The sequence below is a fragment of the Haemophilus sp. HMSC071C11 genome, from assembly GCF_001837655.1.
Taxonomy (GTDB): domain Bacteria; phylum Pseudomonadota; class Gammaproteobacteria; order Enterobacterales; family Pasteurellaceae; genus Haemophilus; species Haemophilus influenzae.
In genome coordinates, this window is the sequence record NZ_KV833404.1 from 16537 (window position 1) to 37692 (window position 21156).

The 21156-nt window shown below is 38.5% G+C and carries 21 protein-coding genes; 5 read left to right on the forward strand and 16 right to left on the reverse strand.

Going from position 1 to position 21156, the window contains the following annotated elements; translation table 11 throughout:
- The first annotated feature begins 1 nt into the window (after nucleotide 1).
- The 3 genes from fdxH to fdhE all read left to right on the forward strand — a co-directional run bounded on the left by fdxH (nucleotide 2) and on the right by fdhE (nucleotide 2627).
- Complete coding sequence (fdxH, locus tag HMPREF2644_RS02420; protein WP_011271778.1) at nucleotides 2–940, forward strand: formate dehydrogenase subunit beta; 939 nt, start codon at nucleotides 2–4, stop codon at nucleotides 938–940.
- Nucleotides 933–1649: a formate dehydrogenase subunit gamma gene (locus tag HMPREF2644_RS02425; protein WP_005657853.1), complete on the forward strand. Its 717-nt coding sequence runs from the start codon at nucleotides 933–935 to the stop codon at nucleotides 1647–1649. Before fdxH ends, HMPREF2644_RS02425 begins: the two co-directional genes overlap by 8 nt.
- Before the next feature lie 69 nt (nucleotides 1650–1718).
- Nucleotides 1719–2627 (forward strand): formate dehydrogenase accessory protein FdhE, encoded by a 909-nt coding sequence (fdhE, locus tag HMPREF2644_RS02430; protein ID WP_011271779.1) that lies wholly within the window; start codon nucleotides 1719–1721, stop codon nucleotides 2625–2627.
- Nucleotides 2628–2670: 43 nt separating this feature from the next.
- Here the strand turns inward: fdhE and rimI are convergent, their stop codons facing one another.
- Together rimI and holD are read right to left on the reverse strand one after the other, a co-directional pair.
- A complete protein-coding gene (rimI, locus tag HMPREF2644_RS02435; protein WP_011271780.1) occupies nucleotides 2671–3111 on the reverse strand; it encodes a ribosomal protein S18-alanine N-acetyltransferase in 441 nt (146 codons plus the stop codon).
- 2 nt (nucleotides 3112–3113) lie between these two features.
- Nucleotides 3114–3518: a DNA polymerase III subunit psi gene (gene holD, locus HMPREF2644_RS02440; RefSeq protein ID WP_011271781.1), complete on the reverse strand. Its 405-nt coding sequence runs from the start codon at nucleotides 3516–3518 to the stop codon at nucleotides 3114–3116.
- A 105-nt stretch (nucleotides 3519–3623) separates the two neighbouring features.
- Here holD and rsmC point away from each other — a divergent pair, with 105 nt between their 5' ends.
- Entirely contained in the window at nucleotides 3624–4616 is a 993-nt protein-coding gene (rsmC, locus tag HMPREF2644_RS02445; RefSeq protein WP_070828203.1) for a 16S rRNA (guanine(1207)-N(2))-methyltransferase RsmC, read from the forward strand.
- 67 nt (nucleotides 4617–4683) lie between these two features.
- Here rsmC and era read toward each other — a convergent pair whose 3' ends face one another.
- The 5 genes from era to grcA form a co-directional block, all read right to left on the reverse strand.
- Nucleotides 4684–5592, reverse strand: a complete 909-nt coding sequence (era, locus tag HMPREF2644_RS02450; RefSeq protein ID WP_014550631.1) for a GTPase Era — start codon at nucleotides 5590–5592, stop codon at nucleotides 4684–4686.
- Nucleotides 5589–6272 carry a ribonuclease III gene (gene rnc / locus HMPREF2644_RS02455; RefSeq protein ID WP_005652648.1) on the reverse strand — a complete coding sequence of 228 codons (684 nt, stop codon included), beginning with the start codon at nucleotides 6270–6272 and terminating at the stop codon, nucleotides 5589–5591. Before rnc ends, era begins: the two co-directional genes overlap by 4 nt.
- A 1-nt stretch (nucleotide 6273) precedes the next feature.
- Complete coding sequence (gene lepB, locus HMPREF2644_RS02460; protein ID WP_070828204.1) at nucleotides 6274–7323, reverse strand: signal peptidase I; 1050 nt, start codon at nucleotides 7321–7323, stop codon at nucleotides 6274–6276.
- A gap of 8 nt (nucleotides 7324–7331) precedes the next feature.
- Nucleotides 7332–9128, reverse strand: coding sequence for a translation elongation factor 4 (gene lepA, locus HMPREF2644_RS02465; RefSeq protein WP_038440977.1), 1797 nt, complete (start codon nucleotides 9126–9128; stop codon nucleotides 7332–7334).
- A 167-nt stretch (nucleotides 9129–9295) separates the two neighbouring features.
- Nucleotides 9296–9679, reverse strand: coding sequence for an autonomous glycyl radical cofactor GrcA (gene grcA, locus HMPREF2644_RS02470; RefSeq protein ID WP_005628746.1), 384 nt, complete (start codon nucleotides 9677–9679; stop codon nucleotides 9296–9298).
- Nucleotides 9680–9936: 257 nt separating this feature from the next.
- On the opposite strand from grcA, the gene ung reads away from it, so the two are divergent.
- Nucleotides 9937–10596 carry a uracil-DNA glycosylase gene (gene ung / locus HMPREF2644_RS02475; RefSeq protein ID WP_038440975.1) on the forward strand — a complete coding sequence of 220 codons (660 nt, stop codon included), beginning with the start codon at nucleotides 9937–9939 and terminating at the stop codon, nucleotides 10594–10596.
- A gap of 69 nt (nucleotides 10597–10665) precedes the next feature.
- On the opposite strand, the gene miaB is transcribed toward ung, so the two are convergent.
- The 9 genes from miaB to lipB all read right to left on the reverse strand — a co-directional run bounded on the left by miaB (nucleotide 10666) and on the right by lipB (nucleotide 21155).
- Nucleotides 10666–12090, reverse strand: a complete 1425-nt coding sequence (miaB, locus tag HMPREF2644_RS02480) for a tRNA (N6-isopentenyl adenosine(37)-C2)-methylthiotransferase MiaB (RefSeq protein ID WP_005660726.1) — start codon at nucleotides 12088–12090, stop codon at nucleotides 10666–10668.
- Between the two features lie 419 nt (nucleotides 12091–12509).
- Nucleotides 12510–13949 (reverse strand): anion permease, encoded by a 1440-nt coding sequence (locus HMPREF2644_RS02485; RefSeq protein ID WP_005652640.1) that lies wholly within the window; start codon nucleotides 13947–13949, stop codon nucleotides 12510–12512.
- 1 nt (nucleotide 13950) lies between these two features.
- Nucleotides 13951–15348 carry a triphosphoribosyl-dephospho-CoA synthase CitG gene (gene citG, locus HMPREF2644_RS02490; RefSeq protein ID WP_005663296.1) on the reverse strand — a complete coding sequence of 466 codons (1398 nt, stop codon included), beginning with the start codon at nucleotides 15346–15348 and terminating at the stop codon, nucleotides 13951–13953.
- A gap of 180 nt (nucleotides 15349–15528) precedes the next feature.
- Nucleotides 15529–17031, reverse strand: coding sequence for a citrate lyase subunit alpha (gene citF, locus HMPREF2644_RS02495; RefSeq protein ID WP_014550625.1), 1503 nt, complete (start codon nucleotides 17029–17031; stop codon nucleotides 15529–15531).
- Between the two features lie 14 nt (nucleotides 17032–17045).
- Nucleotides 17046–17921, reverse strand: coding sequence for a citrate (pro-3S)-lyase subunit beta (gene citE, locus HMPREF2644_RS02500; RefSeq protein WP_070828205.1), 876 nt, complete (start codon nucleotides 17919–17921; stop codon nucleotides 17046–17048).
- Complete coding sequence (gene citD / locus HMPREF2644_RS02505; RefSeq protein ID WP_005649866.1) at nucleotides 17918–18205, reverse strand: citrate lyase acyl carrier protein; 288 nt, start codon at nucleotides 18203–18205, stop codon at nucleotides 17918–17920. Before citD ends, citE begins: the two co-directional genes overlap by 4 nt.
- Before the next feature lie 37 nt (nucleotides 18206–18242).
- The gene (citC, locus tag HMPREF2644_RS02510) at nucleotides 18243–19250 is read right to left on the reverse strand and encodes a [citrate (pro-3S)-lyase] ligase (RefSeq protein WP_011271784.1); all 1008 of its coding nucleotides are present in this window, start codon (nucleotides 19248–19250) and stop codon (nucleotides 18243–18245) included.
- A gap of 250 nt (nucleotides 19251–19500) precedes the next feature.
- A complete protein-coding gene (gene lipA / locus HMPREF2644_RS02515; protein WP_011271785.1) occupies nucleotides 19501–20463 on the reverse strand; it encodes a lipoyl synthase in 963 nt (320 codons plus the stop codon).
- A gap of 53 nt (nucleotides 20464–20516) precedes the next feature.
- The gene (gene lipB / locus HMPREF2644_RS02520; RefSeq protein ID WP_005649858.1) at nucleotides 20517–21155 is read right to left on the reverse strand and encodes a lipoyl(octanoyl) transferase LipB; all 639 of its coding nucleotides are present in this window, start codon (nucleotides 21153–21155) and stop codon (nucleotides 20517–20519) included.
- Nucleotide 21156: the final 1 nt, after the last annotated feature.

Sequence of the window (21156 nt, forward strand, 5' to 3'; positions counted from 1 at the left end):
TATGGCTGGAACTGCTCAAGGCGTTCAAACGCAAGACGTTATTAAAATCTCCGCAACATCTGGTTTAACACCAGCACCACAAGCGAGAGATCATAAAGTTGAAGTCGCAAAATTAATTGATGTTTCAACTTGTATAGGATGTAAAGCCTGTCAAGTGGGTTGTTCAGAGTGGAATGATATTCGCTCTGATATCAATGCACAATGTGTTGGGGTTTATGACAATCCAGTTGATCTTGATGCAAAAGCATGGACGGTGATGCGTTTTAACGAAGTTGAAGAAAACGATCGTTTAGAATGGCTGATTCGTAAAGATGGCTGTATGCACTGCACAGAACCTGGTTGTTTAAAGGCTTGTCCTGCACCCGGTGCAATCATTCAATATGCTAACGGTATTGTAGATTTCCAATCCGATAAATGTATTGGTTGTGGTTATTGTATTGCAGGCTGTCCATTCAATATTCCACGAATGAATCCTGAAGACAATCGTGTATACAAATGTACTCTTTGTGTGGATCGTGTTTCTGTGGGACAAGAGCCAGCTTGCGTGAAAACCTGTCCAACAGGTGCTATTCGTTTCGGCTCTAAAGAAGAAATGAAAATTTACGCAGAACAACGCGTGGCAGATTTAAAATCCCGTGGTTATGAAAACGCAGGACTTTACGATCCTCCAGGTGTAGGCGGTACACACGTAATGTATGTGTTGCATCACGCAGATAAACCTGAGCTTTACAATGGTCTTCCAAAAGATCCTCAAATTGATTTGAGTGTGACCTTATGGAAAGATGTATTGAAACCAGTCGCTGCAGTTGCAATGGGTGGTCTAGCTCTAGCAGAAGTTGCGCACTACTTAACCGTTGGCCCAAATGTAGAAGAAGATGTGGAAGATCATCATCACGAATTTGAAGAAAATAAACCATCCAAGGGGGAAAATAATGAGTAAAATTGAAATTAGCAACGATACTCGCGTTATCCGCCATAGAACCCCTGCACGTATCAGTCACTGGATGTTGGTTATTTGCTTTTTTATGACGATGTTCACTGGTGTTGCATTTTTCTTCCCTGACTTTGCTTGGCTCACAGAAATTTTGGGTACACCACAAATTGCACGCGCCATTCATCCATTTACAGGGATTTTAATGTTCTTCGCTTTCATCTACTTAGCGTTATTGTACTGGGATCACAATATTCCAGAAAAAAACGATATTCGCTGGGCAAAAGGTGTTATTGAAGTTCTTAAAGGGAATGAACACGCGGTTGCTGATAATGGCAAATATAACCTTGGTCAAAAAATGCTCTTTTGGACATTAAACTTGGCAATGGTAACGTTATTAGTCACTGGCATCATTATGTGGCGTCAATATTTTTCACATTACTTCTCAATCCCAGTATTGCGAATTGCTATTTTACTCCACTCTGCAAGTGCTTTTATGTTATTCACTGGTATCTTAGTGCATATATATATGGCATTTTGGGTTAAAGGATCAATTCGTGGTATTGTTGAAGGTTGGGTAACCGTTCGTTGGGCGAAAAAACACCACCCAAGATGGTATCGTGAAGAAGTTTTATCAAAACTTGAGGAAGATTTACTCAACGAGCAATCTGGCAAAGTAGGTAAAACCAAAGTCTTATTTAAAGGATTTGGCAAATAAGCTGAAATCCTGAAAAAGAAAAAGTGCGGTTAAAATTGACCGCACTTTTTATTATAAAAGTGAGAGAATATGAGTATCAAAATCTTATCTGAATCAGAAATTAAACAAGTAGCAAATTCATATCAAGCCCCAGCGGTTTTATTTGCCAATCCTAAAAATCTTTACCAACGCAGAGCGAAACGTTTAAGAGACTTAGCACAAAATCATCCTCTATCTGATTATTTATTATTTGCTGCAGACATAGTTGAAAGCCAACTTTCCACGTTAGAAAAAAATCCTTTACCGCCACAACAGCTTGAACAGTTAAATGCTATCGAGCCACTAAATGCCAAAACCTTTAAGAGAGACAGTATCTGGCGTGAATACTTAACTGAAATTCTTGATGAAATAAAGCCCAAAGCTAACGAGCAAATTGCTGCAACAATTGAATTTCTTGAAAAAGCCTCTTCTGCTGAATTAGAGGAAATGGCAAATAAGCTCTTAGCACAAGAATTTAATTTAGTCAGCAGTGATAAAGCCGTCTTTATTTGGGCTGCACTTTCTCTTTATTGGTTACAAGCAGCTCAACAAATTCCCCATAATAGCCAAGTTGAAAACGCTGAAAATTTACATCACTGCCCTGTTTGTGGTTCTTTACCTGTTGCAAGTATTGTACAGATTGGTACATCACAAGGTTTACGCTACTTACATTGTAATTTATGTGAAAGTGAATGGAATTTGGTACGCGCACAATGCACCAATTGTAATAGTCATGACAAACTTGAAATGTGGTCATTAAATGAAGAACTTGCGCTTGTTCGTGCCGAAACCTGTGGTAGCTGTGAAAGTTACTTGAAAATGATGTTCCAAGAAAAAGATCCTTACGTAGAACCTGTAGCCGATGATTTGGCTTCTATTTTCTTAGACATTGAAATGGAAGAAAAAGGTTTCGCACGCAGCGGATTAAATCCATTTATTTTTCCAGCAGAAGACGCATAAAAATATAGCCTAGGATAAACATCCTAGGCTATATCATTTGTATCTATAAATAACAGGCCATTACTACGGCATTTTCTCGTCCACCGCTGGGCTTTGGATAATAATTTTTTCGAATATCGACTTCATTAAAACCAATTTTTTCATACAAGAAACGAGCAGGGTTAGACTCTCTAACTTCTAGCCATAAGGTCTGTACACCTTTTTCTTTCAATCGAGCGATTAACTCATTCAACAATAATTTCCCCAATCCATTACCTTGATGAGAGGGTACAATAGCAATATTAAACAAAGTCGCTTCATCTAATACGGTTTGGCAAATAGCAAAACCGATAATCTGATTATTCTCTATTAATTTTAAATTGAGATAACGCTCACCTTGATTATTTTTTAACGTACCAAATGACCAAGGCACCAGATGTGCTTGCTGTTCGATTTCATACAATCGCTCGAAATCACAGGCTTCAATTTGAGAAATAATAGACATAATTAAGGCTGCTGAATTTGTTGCCACAACGCTCGTTTGGCTTGATGATTAGATTGAAATTGCTGCCAACTTGGCGAGCGATAAACCTGCTCAGCCTGCTTGCAAAATGGCAAAGTGCGGTCAATTTGGTCGTTATTTTCTGATAGTAACCAGTAACGAATAGGCTGCTTACATTCCATATGCTGGATTTGATCGTAATTCAAACATAAACAATTTTCTTTTTTAAGATTAAGGCTTAACAGCACATCAGCCAACAAAGGCGAGCTACTGATATTTTCATTGGAAACAGTGATAAAGCGAATATTCTCTGCCACACTAATTCCTACTGAACCTTGCAGTACCTCGGGGCGATATAATTCCCACTGGGAAATGCCCATTTCTTGTAAAAGAAGATCGCGTCTGTTCATAAGTGAATTTTTAAAAACGTTGCTTGAAAAATAGTGTTAATTTCTTTTATTAATCTTTGCTAAAATGGTGCGTAATTTTAACCAATAACCCACAGGATTCAAAGCGTGATTTCTCTAGAAAGCCAAGTTTTAGAACGCCATCTTTCATTTTTTGATGGTAAATCGGTATTATTTGCTGGCGGTATTTCTGATAATTTTCCTCAAACATTAGCCTCTAAATGCTCATCAATCCAAATTTGGAGTTGCTATTTTGACTATGCAAGAACACAAAGTGCGGTCAATTTTTCCGTTGAATTTCAAGGTCAAGCCGATTTAATCGTTTATTATTGGACTAAAAACAAACAAGAAGTCAATTTCCAACTGATTCAACTATTAGCTCAAGCATCTATTGGTCAAGAAATATTAATTATTGGTGAAAACCGTTGTGGCGTGCGTTCAGTAGAAAAAACATTAGCACCCTATGGAGAAATAGCAAAAATTGACTCTGCTCGTCGTTGCGGTTTATATCATTTTTCACTCCAAAATAAACCGCACTTTGAACTTAAAAATTTCTGGAAAACCTACCAACATCCTACGATACAAGACTTAACTATATATAGTTTACCTGGTGTATTTAGTGCAGCGGAATTAGATACGGGCACAGAACTGTTACTTTCAACCATTGATAATAAAATAAAAGGAAAAGTACTCGATCTTGGCTGTGGGGCGGGAGTAATTGGCTCTGTGATAAAAAAAAGCTCTACTAACGCACAAATTACCATGACTGATATTCATGCGATGGCGTTAGAATCAGCGCATAAAACACTTTCTGAAAATCAATTACAAGGCGAGGTTTACGCCAGTGATGTCTTTTCTGATATAGAAGGAAAATTTGATTTGATCATTTCAAATCCACCATTCCATGATGGTATTGATACTGCCTACCGAGCAGTGACAGAACTCATCACTCAAGCAAAATGGCACCTCAATCAAGGTGGAGAATTACGCATTGTCGCCAATGCATTTTTGCCTTATCCCGAATTACTTAGACAACATTTCGGTGATTACGAAATTCTTGCTCAAACAGGAAAATTTGAAGTGTATTCAGTGAAAAATTAGAAACAAAAAAATCCCCATCGCAATAATGGGGATTTTTCTATTTATTACTTATGGATTTCACCGCACTTTATTCATCCATATATCCTAAACTACGCAATGCACGTTCATCATCTGCCCAACCTGACTTCACTTTCACCCAAAGTTCGAGGTGAACTTTGTTATCAAATAAACGTTCCATATCAGCACGCGCTTCCATACCAATAGTTTTAATTTTTTGACCGCCCGCACCAATTACCATTTTTTTCTGACCTTCACGTTCAACGAGAATTAAGCCATTGATTTCATAAGTGCCACGTTCATTCACTTTAAATTGTTCAATTTCAACAGTAACAGAGTAAGGCAATTCTTCACCGGTAAAACGCATTAATTTTTCACGGATTATTTCCGATGCCATAAAACGTTGCGAACGGTCTGTGACATAATCTTCTGGAAAATGATGCACACCTTCGCGTAAAGATTGGCGTACAATTTTCTCTAATTCATGAATATTATTACCACGCTGTGCAGAAATTGGCACAATGTGAGCAAAGTTAAATTTACCGCTAAGATCTGTAATAAACGGTAACAAATCATCTTTATTTTTGATGTTATCTACTTTGTTGATAGCAAGCACAACGGGTGCTTTTGCATTACGTAGTTTGTTTAGCACCATCTCATCATCTGCATTCCAATGTGTACCATCTACGACAAAAATAATTAAATCAACATCGCCGATAGCACTACTTGCTGCACGGTTCATTAAACGGTTAATCGCACGCTTCTCTTCAATATGAAGTCCTGGAGTATCCACATAGATTTCTTGATACGCACCTTCAGTTTTAATCCCAACAATGCGGTGACGGGTGGTTTGTGCTTTACGTGATGTAATTGAAATTTTTTGTCCTAAAATTTTATTTAAGAGCGTTGATTTACCCACATTTGGGCGACCTACGATAGCAATAAAGCCGCAATAGGTTTTGTCGAATTGTTCGGTCATTTGATGTCCAGTTCTTTTAAAATTTGTTCTGCTGCCGCTTGTTCAGCTTTACGACGGCTAGATCCTTTTGCCACAAAAGTGCGGTCAATTTTCTCCGCACTTTTCACTTTGCATTCAACAGTGAAAATTTGGCAATGGGCTTCCCCTTGAATATTTACCACTTCATAAGTTGGCAATGGCAAATGTTTGCCTTGTAAATATTCTTGTAAACGCGTTTTCGCATCTTTTTGATTATCGCCTGGTTTAATTTCTGCCAATAACTGTTGATACCAATTTCGTATCACTTGGGTCGTCACAGCCAATCCTTGATCCAAAGACATTGCGCCAATAATCGCTTCTACACAATCGGCAAGAATAGATTCACGGCGAAAACCACCGTTCTTTAGCTCGCCAGAACCAAGCGACATATAATCGCCTAATTCAAATTGGCGCGCTAAAATCGCTAAAGTGGGTTCGCGTACCAAAGTAGCACGCATACGGCTCAGTTCTCCTTCATTACAACGTGGAAACTGATGATAAAGTGCTTCAGCGATAGTGAAATTAAGAATGGAATCGCCTAGGAATTCTAGGCGTTCATTATGTTGAGTTGCCGCACTTCGATGCGTAAGTGCCTGCTTTAAGAGCGCAATATCATTAAAACGATAGCCGATTTTACGCTCAAGTCGATCTAAATGATTCATCTTATTTTATTGCTGTAAAGAAACGCTCAAAACGGAAACCTGTTGGCCATTCATTCGCTTCTTTTTCTAAGCTCATCCAAATATAAGTGGCTTTACCCACAATATTTTTTTCAGGTACAAAGCCCCAGAAACGACTGTCATCGCTGTGATCGCGATGATCCCCCATCACAAAATACTGCCCCTCTGGCACAAGCCATTCTGCAGTTTGCATTCCCTCTTGTGGGAAAAATTCAAGGTCTGAATAACGACGATACTCACTAATTAACACGTTATGTGTTACATCGCCTTTTTCAGTCAATTCTAATTCATTTGGAAAAGCAGGATTTGTTGGATTTTGTGTATATTCAAACGCCTTAGTTTCGCAATCAATTTCACAAGGTTTACCTTCTTTACCATATACCACTTTTAGCGTTTTTTGTTCCGCATCAAAAATGATGCGATCTCCGCCCTTTCCAATAATACGTTTAATATAATCCACACCAGACATATTATCTTTTGAACTTAACGCTAAATTTTCTGCAAAGGCTGCTCGTGTTGCACCAAGACCAGTACGAATTAACGCTTGTTGTGGTGCTTTAAACACAATCACATCGCCACGTTGTGGTTTTTCGCCCTCAATAATGGTGTTTTGGAAAATCGGATCTTTCACACCATAAGCATATTTATTCACAACTAAAAAATCGCCAACACGTAAAGTGGATTCCATTGAGCCAGAGGGAATTTGAAACGGTTCAAACAAAAAAGAACGAACCAAAAATACCACTGCAAGCACAGGAAAAAGTGAAGACAAAAATTCTGAAGCCTCAGAAATCGGTTCAATTTTGGCTTTTTCTTCCTCACTTAAGATTTTACCAGAACGTTGTTCTGCACGTGCCACTTGACGATGACGTTTTGGCAGCACCACAAAACGATGATAACACCATAATACGCCAGAAAGTGCGGTCAAAATTAGTAACAAAATACTAAAAGTATTTGGCAACTGAAAATAATCTAAAACTTTCCACACACCAAAGCCGACAGCCAATAAAATCACAAAAAATAAATTTGACATAATTTTCCTTATTTATCTTTTCCTACGTGTAAAATTGCTAAAAACGCCTCTTGCGGCACTTCTACGTTACCTAAAGATTTCATACGTTTTTTCCCTTCTTTCTGCTTCTGTAAGAGCTTTTTCTTACGGCTCACGTCACCACCATAACATTTTGCTAATACGTTTTTACGTAATTGTTTCACCGTAGAACGGGCAATAATGTGGTTACCAATCGCGGCTTGAATAGCAATATCAAATTGCTGACGAGGAATTAACTCTCGCATTTTTTCAACCAATTCACGACCACGATATTGTGAATTATCTTTATGAACAATTAAAGCTAAAGCATCTACTCGTTCGCTGTTAATCATAATATCCACGCGAACCATATCTGCCGCTTGGAAACGTTTAAAACCGTAATCTAACGAAGCATAACCACGCGATGTTGATTTTAAACGGTCAAAGAAGTCTAGAACAACTTCGCCCATTGGAATTTCATAAGTCAGTGCGATCTGATTACCGTGATATACCATATTGGTTTGCACGCCACGTTTTTCAACGCAAAGGGTAATAACGTTACCTAAATATTCTTGTGGTACTAACATATTACATTCTGCGATTGGCTCGCGAATTTCAGCAATATTATTAAGTGGAGGCAATTTTGCAGGACTATCCACATAAACAACCTCCCCATTCGTTAATTGCACTTCGTAAATTACCGTTGGTGCAGTAGTGATAAGATCTAAATCATACTCACGCTCTAGACGCTCTTGAATGATTTCCATATGTAGAAGTCCAAGGAAACCACAACGGAAACCAAAGCCAAGTGCAGTCGAAGTTTCTGGTTCATAGAAAAGTGACGCATCGTTTAAACTTAATTTACCAAGTGCATCGCGAAACGCTTCATAATCATCAGAACTTACAGGAAAAAGCCCAGCATAAACCTGTGGTTTTACTTTTTTAAAACCTGGCAACACTTCAGCTGCAGAATTATGTTGATGGGTTAAGGTATCCCCAACTGGCGCGCCTAAAATATCTTTAATCGCACAAACGACCCAACCCACTTCGCCACATTCTAAAACGGTGGAATCTTCTTGTTTTGGCGTGAAAATCCCTAAACGATCAACATTGTAAGTTTGCCCTGTGGACATCACTTTAATTTTATCGCCTTTACGTAATACCCCGTTTTTAATACGCACTAAAGATACCACGCCCAAATAGTTATCGAACCAAGAATCAATAATCAATGCTTGTAATGGCGCATTAGGATCGCCTTCTGGTGCGGGAATTTTTGCCACGATTTCTTCTAATACATCTTCGATACCGACACCCGTTTTAGCTGAGCATCGAACCGCTTCCATCGCATCAATTCCAACAATATCTTCAATTTCTTCCGCTACACGTTCAGGATCTGCGGCAGGCAAGTCGATTTTATTTAAAATCGGTACCACTTCTAAATCCATTTCGATTGCGGTATAACAGTTTGCCAGAGTTTGGGCTTCGACTCCTTGGCCAGCATCAACCACCAACAATGCCCCTTCACAAGCAGCAAGAGAGCGAGACACTTCATAGGAAAAGTCCACGTGTCCTGGGGTATCGATAAAGTTTAATTGATAAGTTTCGCCATCTTTGGCTTTATAATTTAAGGTAACACTTTGTGCTTTGATGGTAATTCCACGCTCACGCTCAAGATCCATTGAATCTAGCACTTGCGCTTCCATTTCACGATCCGAAAGGCCACCACAAGTTTGAATCAAACGGTCAGAAAGGGTCGATTTACCGTGGTCAATATGGGCAATAATAGAAAAGTTGCGAATATTCTTCATAAAAGATAGTTTTTCTCAAAAATCATTAAATTTAACTGGCGGATTCTACCTGAAAAGCATGTAAATCGCTATAGATGAAAAGGAAAAGTGCGGTCAAATTTTCAAACTTTTTAGATAAAACAAAACCCCGAATGACTTCGGGGTTTCTTTTTTCATTCAAAATGAAATTATAAGCTTTCAGTAAAAGTACGAGTGATAACGTCGCGTTGTTGTTCTGGCGTTAAAGAGTTGAAACGTACTGCGTAACCAGAAACACGGATAGTTAATTGTGGATATTTATCTGGGTTATTTACCGCATCTTCTAACGTTTCACGACGTAATACGTTCACGTTTAAATGTTGGCCACCTTCAACTTTAACAGTTGGTGCGACGTTTACTGGTAATTCACGGTATTCGATTTGACCTAATTCGCTCACTGCAACAACTTGGTCTTCAGCAAATTCGCCTTTTGCACACAAGCAACGCGCTTCATTTTTTTCGCTGTCTAATAACCAGAATGAATTAAGCAAATTGTCATTTGCTGCTTGAGTAATTTGAATACCTTTAATCATAATAGCCTCCTAATTGGCACGAAAATAATAATAAAACTGTACAAATTTTATCAAATCATTTTAATATTTCAAATTATTTTAGATTTATTTGATAAAGAGCAGGTTATTTTTTTAATTAATTTTTATAAATTTGATCTAAATTAAAATTTATTAATTTTTAAATAAAATTTATATCAATAATTTAACATTAATTTAACTTTTTATTGAATGAGTGTTTTTGTTTATAATGAATAAAAACTTATTAATAGGATAGAATAATGAAAAACTGGACAGACGTTATCGGAAAAGAAAAAGAACAACCTTACTTTCAACACGCTCTACAACAAGTTCATCTTGCAAGAGCAAACGGGAAAACAATTTATCCACCACAAGAAGAGGTATTTAATGCATTCAAATATACCGCTTTTGAAGATGTAAAAGTGGTAATTTTAGGTCAAGATCCTTATCACGGTGCAAACCAAGCGCACGGCTTGGCTTTTTCTGTAAAACCTGAAGTAGCAATTCCCCCTTCCCTATTAAATATGTATAAAGAACTCACACAAGATATTTCGGGATTCCAAATGCCATCACATGGTTATTTAGTCAAATGGGCAGAACAGGGCGTATTACTACTTAACACAGTGCTTACCGTAGAACGTGGTATGGCACATTCACACGCCAATTTAGGTTGGGAAAGGTTTACAGATAAAGTTATTGCAGTGCTTAATGAACATCGTGAAAAACTGGTGTTTTTACTTTGGGGCAGTCACGCACAAAAAAAAGGACAAATTATTGACCGCACTCGTCACCTTGTTTTAACGGCTCCGCACCCTTCCCCACTTTCAGCCCATCGAGGTTTTTTTGGCTGTCATCATTTTTCCAAAACAAATTCATATTTGGAAAGTAATGGAATGAAACCAATTGATTGGCAAATCTAAACCATATATCTCTAAAAAATAACCGCACTTTAATCTCTCAAAGTGCGGTTGAATATTTCAGCATTTTAATTAGCCGTGATAACGCCCTACGCCTAATTCATCTTCTTTACGTGTGCGATTCATCACTTCTTGTGGCGATTGTGCAATACGTAATCCCATTTCATCTTCAGTACGCACCACTTCGCCACGTAACGAATTAGTATAAACATCAGTAATTTTTACATCCACAAATTTACCGATCATTTCTGGAGAACCTTGGAAATTAACAATACGATTCGTTTCAGTACGTCCCGTCAATTCCATAATATCTTTCTTCGATGGGCCTTCAACTAACACGCGCTGCTCTGTGCCAAGCATACGACGGCTAAATTGTGCCGCTTGTTGATTAATACGCTCTTGTAGCACATAAAGACGCTGTTTCTTTTCATCTTCCGTCACATCATCTGGCATATCTGCTGCTGGCGTACCTGGTCGAGCGGAATAAACAAAACTGAAGCTCATATCAAAGTTTACTTGTGCAATCAAATTCATAGTTTGCTCAAAATCTTCCGACGTTTCCCCTGGGAAACCAACAATAAAGTCAGAGCTGATTTGAATATCTGGGCGCACAGCACGAAGTTTACGAATAATGGATTTATATTCTAATGCGGTATGAGCACGTTTCATCATAGTTAATACACGGTCAGAACCTGCTTGCACTGGAAGATGTAAGAAACTCACTAATTCAGGCGTATCACGATACACATCAATAATATCATCGGTAAATTCTATTGGATGGCTGGTTGTGAAACGTAAACGGTCAATACCATCGATAGAAGCCACGAGACGAAGCAACTCAGCAAAACTACAAATTTGACCATCATGCGTTGGCCCACGATAAGCATTTACATTTTGACCAAGTAGATTTACCTCACGCACACCTTGTTCCGCAAGTTGCGCAATTTCAAATAGCACATCATCTACGGGACGGCTAACTTCTTCTCCACGAGTATAAGGCACAACACAGAAAGTACAGTATTTATTACAGCCTTCCATAATGGAAACAAATGCCGTTGGGCCTTCTGCGCGAGGTTCAGGTAAGCGGTCAAATTTCTCAATTTCAGGAAAGCTCACATCAACCACAGAGCTTTTACCGCCACGAATTTGATTAATCATTTCAGGCAAGCGATGCAAAGTTTGCGGGCCAAAAATAATATCCACATAAGGCGCACGATGGCGAATATGTTCCCCTTCTTGAGAAGCCACACAGCCGCCCACACCAATCACTAAATTTGGATTATTTTTCTTTAATTCTTTCCAACGCCCAAGTTGGTGGAACACTTTTTCTTGTGCTTTTTCACGAATAGAACAGGTATTTAATAATAATACGTCTGCTTCTTCAGGTGCTTCCGTGAGTTCTAATCCGTGGGTGCTTAATAAAAGATCGGCCATTTTAGATGAATCGTATTCGTTCATCTGGCAGCCCCAAGTTTTAATATGTAATTTTTGAGTCATTTTCTACAATATCGTTAGGTGTTATAAATAATTAGTTAAATAAAGCAATGGGCTATTCTACAGGCTTGCGCTAATTCTGGCTAGTGAATATTCGGTGAAAGACACTAAACAGAATATTTTGATAAGCTAGAAAGGCTTGTAAATCATTAAAAAAATAAGATATTCATAAATATACTCAAGATATAATGCAGTATGAGGTAAATATTAGTTCATAAAATTAAAGGAAATACTAGCTTATCGCGATTACAACGATGTGTATATTCAAGGTAAACCAAAAGGATTAAGCCCTGTAGATTACAGGACTTAATCCTTAAATTAAATAGAGCTCACTTTTTAGTGAAAACGCAAGCATATATTTATAATCAACTACTTTGTCTACTACACCGTCAAAATAGCAGTTAAATTTAAAAAAGATTAGCTTATAACCAGCCTAAACTCATTAATAATTTCCACCATGCCATACCGATAGTTAGATGGATAATTAAACTACCAAAAGCAATGATCGCGCCAGTAATCCACCAAGATTTTATATCATTATAACCAGCACCGAATGCAATTGGACCTGGTCCGCCTCCGTAGTGAGTTACTGAACCACCATAAGAATTAGCAAAGACTAAGCCTAGAGCAAGCAATTCAGTAGGAGCGCCTGTTACATGTCCGACTGTTGCAAATACGGGTACCATTGCAGCTACATATGCACCGCCTGATGCGAATAAATAACGTACAGAGACACTTAAGGTAAGAATCACTATTAACGCCATCATACCATGCCCCTCAAACTGAAGTATGGTACTTAAGGTGTTTGCTAACCATTTGAAAAAGCCAGATTTTTCAAGCAAGCCAGACATACCGATGATACCACCATACCATACTAGGGTATTCCATGCGCCTTTGCTTTTTAAGATATCGTCCCAGGTGACGATACTTAATACAATACAAAGCACCATTACAATGATTGCAACAATGGTAGCATTGATATGAAGTGAATTAGAGAAAATCCAGCCGAATAATGCAATTACGAATAACACGCTGAGTGCTTTTTCACGAAAAGACATTGGACCTAATTCTTCTAAGCCTTTTTTCGCAATGGCTTTATTATCCACTTTTTTCAATTCTGGTGGAGATACCCAATAACAAATTAACGGAATTAAGAATAAGCAGAGTAAGCCGGGTACGGATGCAGCTAAGAACCATTTGATCCAAGTGGTTTCAAAACCAAGAATTGGTGCCATTAATGAAAGAGCTAAGGCATTAGGAGCCATTGCGGTTAAGAAAATATAAGAGGTAGTTTTAACCACCATATATACGTTCATCATCAAATAACGCCCTGCTTTTTTCGGGCTTTTTTCTGGATCTGAACCAAGAGCAACCACTACGCTATTAATGATTGGAAAGATAATCCCACCTGAACGCGCGGTGTTAGAGGGCGTTGCTGGCGAGAGTAAAAGATCTAAGAACATGGTAACATAGCCTAAGCGTAGGGTTGTGCTACCCATTGCACCGATCATATGATAGGCGATACGTTTACCTAGACCTGTGATTACAAATGCTGAACTCAAAGTGAATGCGGTAAAAATAAGCCATGTTGTGCCAGATTTATAACCATCCAACATATTGCCGACTTTAACCAATTCTTTCGCCCCTTCAGTATTACCGATGATAACGCCAGAAACTGCAATTGCAGCCAATAAGATAACGGGCTCGCCATAAGGTTTAAGCACAAGCCCAACGATAGTGGCGATATAAACACCAAGTAATCGCCAAGCAATCAAAGAAAGCCCATCAGGAGCAGGTAGTAAGAAAGTGATCAATGGGATAGCCATTAAAATCACCAGTTTTGTATTTTTGGATAATGCCATATTAATTACCTCTAAATGATAAAAAGAAAATTGTTAGTGCTAATAAATCAGCACTACCGCCCGAACTTAAATTACGTTCAATGCAGGCGGTATCAAATTTCATTAATGCTTGTGTCAGTGCTGTTTTATCTGTCACAAGGTGTTGATCTGTAAGCAGATCCTGTGCTGTTTGCTGTATGAAATGCAATCCCGCTAAACCACCTCGATGAACCACGTTAGTGTCGGAGTTAATTGCCATTAAATTCAATAACAAAATCAGTAAACGATGTTCCCATTCTAACTGATGGTACTCATCAAATTGTGGCAACAACGTTTGAATGAGATTAAAACCATTTTCTGCTTCGCCACGGACACCTGTTAAGCCATATTTTTGGAATAAACGCACTCCAGCCGTACTAGGCAAGTGTTCAGGATAATTTTTCAGTTCATCCGTTAAACCTTGAGTAAATTGTGCAACAAGTGAGCAGATTAATTTAACATCAAAATCTACCGCACTTTGAACCAAACTTTTTTGTGCCAATAATCGTCCAATTGCCGTACACACTAAACCAAAAGAAAAAATAGCACCTTTGTGGGTGTTTACGCCATCAGTAACTTTAAACATTGCTTTTTCTGCTAATAAACCTAAAGGACGAATTTCAGCGAGAATTTGATTTTCAGACAAATGCGCGGTCATCATGCCTTTGAGAACAAACTGCGTAAAAAAAGGTTTTAAACTAATCGCACTTTGCTCAAAAGTATGTAGGTTCATATCTTTGTGCGAACCGTTATTGATGGCATCCACTAAACCAGGTTTTGGCGATAAGCGAGCCTCTTGTATTAATGCCAGATAAACTTGTTCACCAATATGTTCTGCGAAATCATGATTCTGTGCGAGAGATTGAATTTTATCTACAATCTCATCAATCTCGTGCTTGCGGGTTCTCGCACAGATTTTTGCATTTTCTCCGCACACTAAACAAGTTCTTGGAGAAAGATCAAAATCTGTACGACTCAGTAGATTGCCTTTAGCATTAAACACATCTAAATCCCACAAACGAGCAAGAGGAATACTTTCTTCCAATTCAATCATCAGCACTTTTAGCGTACGAGCATCTATCGGTAATACAAAATAGGCTTCATGCCCCGTTTCTAACGGACGGACTATTTCTTTTACTGCTGTGATGTTTAACTGAGTAAAAAGTGCGGTCAGATTTTCTAGAGCTTTTGTAAAAACATAATCCAACAAAGCATTTTTTTTTACTCCACCCACAGCAGTTAAAGTGATGCAAAGTAAGGTTTGTCCATATTGTGTTATAAGCTGTTGTTGTAAAATTGCACGTTCCTCTCGAGCATTAAGCAATGCTTCAAGTGAAATTTTTGAACCCTCTGTAGAGAATGTCGTAAAAAAATGCTGCAAAATTTGACCGCTCTTTTGTATAAAAATAAATTTTCTTAACTCTTTCCATTTATATGGTGCTGGCGAAAGCTGAAAGAGCTAATTGAGTCCCTTTCAACTCTTTGGGCTCCTTTCCTGATAATCATGGGAAGACAAGAGTTAATTTTGGCTATTGAAAGTAGATCGCTTGTAATGCTGATTCTAGTCTTTAACTTGATACACCGTATCAATCACCGAACCATCACGATAACGAACAACAGCCACAGGTTTATTAGTAAACTCAATTTCTTTTGGTTTACCAGTAATGCTGTAAGCACGTTCACAAAGTTGTTCAATAGTAAACAATGGAATGTCTGTTTTGCTTAAAGCTTCAATCAAATCTGGACGTTTAGGATTTACTGCTACACCATGATCGGTAACGAGAATATCGACGTTTTCACCAGGTGTTACACAGGTAATCACGTTTTCCACCACGGTTGGAATACGACCACGAACTAATGGTGCCACAATGATTGCTACTTGTGCAGAAGCTGCGGTATCACAATGACCACCAGATGCACCGCGAATCACACCGTCAGAGCCAGTCAATACATTCACGTTAAATTTAGTGTCGATTTCTAAAGCAGAAAGAATCACCATATCTAAACGTTCAACAGATGCGCCTTTGGAACTGTAATTCGCATATTGGTTAGCGGAGACTTCAATATGATTTGGGTTACGGGCAAGTGATTCAGCTGCAACAGAATCAAAGCTTTGTACATCTAATAATTTTTTAATAAGACCAGTCTCATGTAATGCCACCATACTTGCAGTAATTCCGCCAAGTGCGAAATCTGCAGTGATATTTTCACGACGCATTTTTTCTTCTAGAAAGCGTGTAACAGCTAATGCTGCCCCCCCAGAACCAGTTTGTAATGAGAAGCCATCTTTAAAATAACCACTGGCAAAAATTACTTCTGCACATTTACGCGCAATGAGTAATTCGCGTGGATTGGTAGTCATTCGGGTTGCACCACCACCAATTTTTTTCGGGTCACCGACTGCTTCAACTTGCACGATTAAATCTACTTGATCTTGAGCTATGCTGATTGGGTAGTGCGGGTATTCAACAAATTCCTCTGTGAGCAACACAACTTTGTCAGCATATTCAGCATCGACACGCGCATAGCCTAGAGAGCCGCATTTACTTTTTCCAGTAAATCCATTGGCATTACCGAATGTGTCACAGCAAGGCACGCCTAAAAAAGCAACGTCAATTTTTAATTCGCCAGATTTTACTAAGTGAACACGTCCACCATGAGAATGAATATTTACAGGTTCATTCAATAAACCACGAGAGATTTGCTCTGCAAGTTCACCGCGTAAACCAGAAGAATAGATTTTGGTGACCACGCCATTTTTGATATATTCGACAATCGGGAAGTGGCTATCAATTAAAGATGAAGATGCAAGGGTCAGATTTTTGAAACCCATTTCGGCAATTTTATTCATCACCATATTCACCACAAAATCTCCGCCCCGAAAAGCATGATGAAATGAAACAGTCATACCATCTTTTAAGCCAGAGCGTTTAATCGCTTCTTCTAGAGAGGTACAAAGTTTGCGATCTTTCGCTGTACGAGAAAGGGATTCAGATTTAGGCACCGCCTGATAGACTGAGCGATCAGCGTGATATTTTTCAATACGTTGTTCTCTTGTTGTCATCTTTTTATCTCCCTTTACTCTTCACGAATACCTGATTTCGCACGTTCTAATACAAGTTTTGCGCGATCAATAATCGGTGCGTCAATCATTTTACCGTTTAACGAAACAACACCAGCCCCTTGTCGTTCAGCTTCTGCTGCCGCTTCAATAATGCGTTTTGCCTGCTCCACGTCTTTTTGTGTCAGTGCAAATAAGTTGTGTAACAATTCAATTTGGCGTGGGTTGATTAAGGATTTACCGTCAAAACCAAGCTGTTTAATTAACGCAGCCTCTTTTAAGAAGCCTTCTTCATTGTTCGCGTTAGAATATACGGTATCAAAAGCCTGAATGCCAGCCGCACGTGCCGCTTGTAAAATAGAACAACGAGCAAAAAGCAGTTCAATCCCCTCTGGTGAACGCTCGGTTTTTAAGTTACGTACGTAATCCTCTGCACCCAATGCGATACCAATTAAACGTTTAGAAGCGAAAGCGATTTGGTTGGCTTGAGTGATACCTAATGGCGATTCGATGGCTGCTAGCATTTTAGTCGAACCTGCTTCTCGACCGCAGGCTTTCTCAATCTCAGTAATGGCGTGATCCATATCCAACACATCTTGCGCGCTTTCAGTTTTTGGCATACGTACCACATCCACACCCGCACGCACTACCGAATTCAAATCCAATAAACCAAATTCAGAATCTAGCGGATTAACACGAACTACGGTCTCAATTTCTTTATAAAGCGGATGTTGAAGTGCATGAGCGACTAATAAACGAGCAGAATCTTTTTCTTTGAGCGCAACCGCATCTTCTAAGTCAAACATAATGGAATCTGGTTTATAAATAAAGCTATTACTCAACATGGCGGCATTTGAGCCCGGCACAAATAACATACTTCTTCTTAATTTCATAGCACAGCCTCCCAGTTAATCGTTTCATCAGTTGCACGCATTGCAGCAGCTTTTACTCGAGCTTGTAACACGCAATCTAACGCCCCTTTGTCTTCTACAATGACTTGTGCTGCTGTAATGCCTAGTTTTGCTAATACTTCACGAACTGTCGCTTCAATTTGTTCACCAAATTGTTTTGCTACTGAGCTATTGATTTCAATATCGAGTGAATCAAAAGGTTGAACCCGTACTTGAACATCACTGGATTCCAGTGTCCCTGCAACGGCTACTTTTGTTATTTTCATAGATTTTCCTTCCGTATATTGATGAATAAAAATGTATTTAAAAACGACCGCACTTTTGTAAATAATTTAACGTAGTCATAGGCACAAACTCTGCGAGTTGAGCCCAATTTTTTTCAGCCAAATGCTTTCGTACTGTAGAAGCAGAAATAATGTGGTTGCTTGCTGTTTTTCTAGGTATCTCGATAACATTTATTTTTGGTGCATTCATTTCGGCATCCATTAACCAATAATGCATTTGGCGATTATATTCGGCAGTGATGGGACAATTTAGCTCAGTACCAACAAAGCGATGTGTTATTCCCAAAGCTTGAGCAATATGTAAACGGAATAACTTCAGATCAATCTCAAAATAACTTTCATCTGTAATTAATTGATCTTTTAGGAAATAATTTGGAAATGTTGCACGAGAAATAATATAGTCAGAGCCAGAATGAAGAGTGATATTGGATAAATCGAAAATACCTTGTTGAATCATTTCAAATCGTTCAGTGTAAGAAAATTGCGATGCGTCTTCACCGACAATAAATAAATGCAGATGATCACATTGTTGTAATGCTTGCTCAATTAAATAACGATGACCTAAGGTAAATGGATTCGCGTTCATTACAATCGAGCCAATTCGATTACCATCCACACGCATTTTCTCCCATAATGAGCATTGTTTTTGTAAACGCGTAGCACTATTTTCTAACAATACTACATAAGGATTGGCATCAGAGATGATATAAAAACCACAAGATTTGAACAACGTTGCATATTCGGGTTTTGTATAAATAAAAAGGTGTGGGCGTTTTAGCGTGTAAGCTAAATCAACCAATTCAGTAATTAATTGCAAGGCAACACCGCTACCACGCAAAGACTCATCAATCGCAACACATTTTATGATATTGCCTGCTAAACCGCCACAGACAACGATTTGTTCGTTATCATTATAGCCAACAACAAAATACTCGATTTGTTCATCTAATTTAAGCGCATTTTGATGTAAAAATGTCTGAATGAGGGAAAGTTTTTTTTGTTCAGTAGAAATTCGCTCAAATTGCATCGACTCTCCAAAAAAGAAGAAAACATAACATCACTACCAAGTTAGTAGTATAGAGCTATTATAAGCGATGAGCAAATTACGATACAAGATAAGCTCATATTTTTCCCAACTTTATAATCTAATATTATCTTAACACTGCATTATACATTGAATAATTTATAGGCAATATTGGCGGTTATTCTGAGTTGTAAAAATAAACCGCACTTTTGTTGCAAGCAAAAAGTGCGGTTTAATTTAGCAGAATTTTAAATTATTTCACTAATCCGCCACTGGCTTGTAAATCAGCGTGATAAGAAGAACGAACAAATGGCCCACAAGCCGCATGTTCAAAGCCCATTTCATTGGCTTTATCACGGAATTCATCAAATTCAGTTGGCGGCACATAACGGGCAACAGGCAAATGATGGCGGCTAGGTTGAAGATATTGACCCAACGTGAGCATAGTCACACCGTTATCACGTAAATCTTGCATCACTTGCAAAATTTCCTCGTTGGTTTCGCCTAACCCAACCATTAAACCAGATTTGGTTGGGATATTTGGGAATATTTCTTTGAATTCACGCAATAATTTAAGTGACCATTCGTAATCCGCACCTGGACGAATTTCTTTATATAAGCGCGGTACGTTTTCTAAATTATGGTTAAAGACATCTGGCGGATTATCTTTTAATTTCTCTAAAGCCTGTGTAATGCGACCACGAAAATCAGGCACTAAAATTTCAATCTTAATGTTAGGATTAAGCTCGCGCACAGCTTTTACACATTCAGAAAAATGACCAGCACCACGATCAGGCAAGTCATCACGATCCACCGATGTGATTACCACATATTTAAGTTTCATATCTTGAATCGTTTCTGCCAATTTTTGTGGCTCTTCAGGATCAGGCGGTAATGGTTTACCGTGAGCCACATCACAGAATGGGCAACGGCGCGTACAAATTGCACCTAAAATCATAAAAGTGGCTGTGCCATGATTAAAACATTCGTGTAAATTTGGACAAGACGCTTCCTCACAAACAGAATGTAATCCGTGACGGCGCATTCCATTTTTAATGCTTTCAATTTTAGCTGAACTTGCTGGAAGTTTAATTTTCATCCATTCTGGTTTTTTTAATAACTCTTGATTAGGATCGATATTTTTTACGGGAATAATTGAGGTTTTTGCCGCATCGCGATATTTTACACCGCGTTCCATTTTGAAAGGCGTAGACATAGTATTTTCCTAAATAAAAATGCCCAAATTGGGCATTTAGTTTTTATAAAATGTTATAAAGTTGTTATATTATAGCCTAAAAGATCGGCGAAGTGTTTAATTAATTTTGCTGAAACATTATCGCAATCAGCTTCATCTTGATTAACAAAATCCGCTAACTGACACATTTCAAGCCCTGCATACCCACAAGGATTAATATAATGGAAAGGATTAAGATCCATATTAATATTCAATGCCAACCCGTGAAAAGAGCAACCACGACGAATACGTAATCCAAGAGAACAAATCTTTTTTCCATCCACATAAACACCTGGCGCATCAGGCTTTGGATAGCTTTCAATGCCATATTCAGCCAAAGTTTTAACCACCGTTTGTTCAAGTGCGGTAACTAATTGACGCACATTTAAGTTTTTATGGCGTTTAATGTCAATAAGCACATACATCACTTGCTGACCGGGTGCGTGATAGGTAATTTGCCCACCACGATCCGATTGCACCACAGGGATTTCACTACGTTGTAAAAGATGCTCTGGTTTACCTGCTTGCCCTTGGGTAAAAACAGGATAATGTTGTACTAACCAAATTTCGTCTTGCGTTTCAGCATTTCGAGTATCAGTAAAATCCTGCATTTTGTGCCAAATTTCTTGATAATCTTGCAATCCTAACTGACGAACGATAAGGGAATTGTTCATA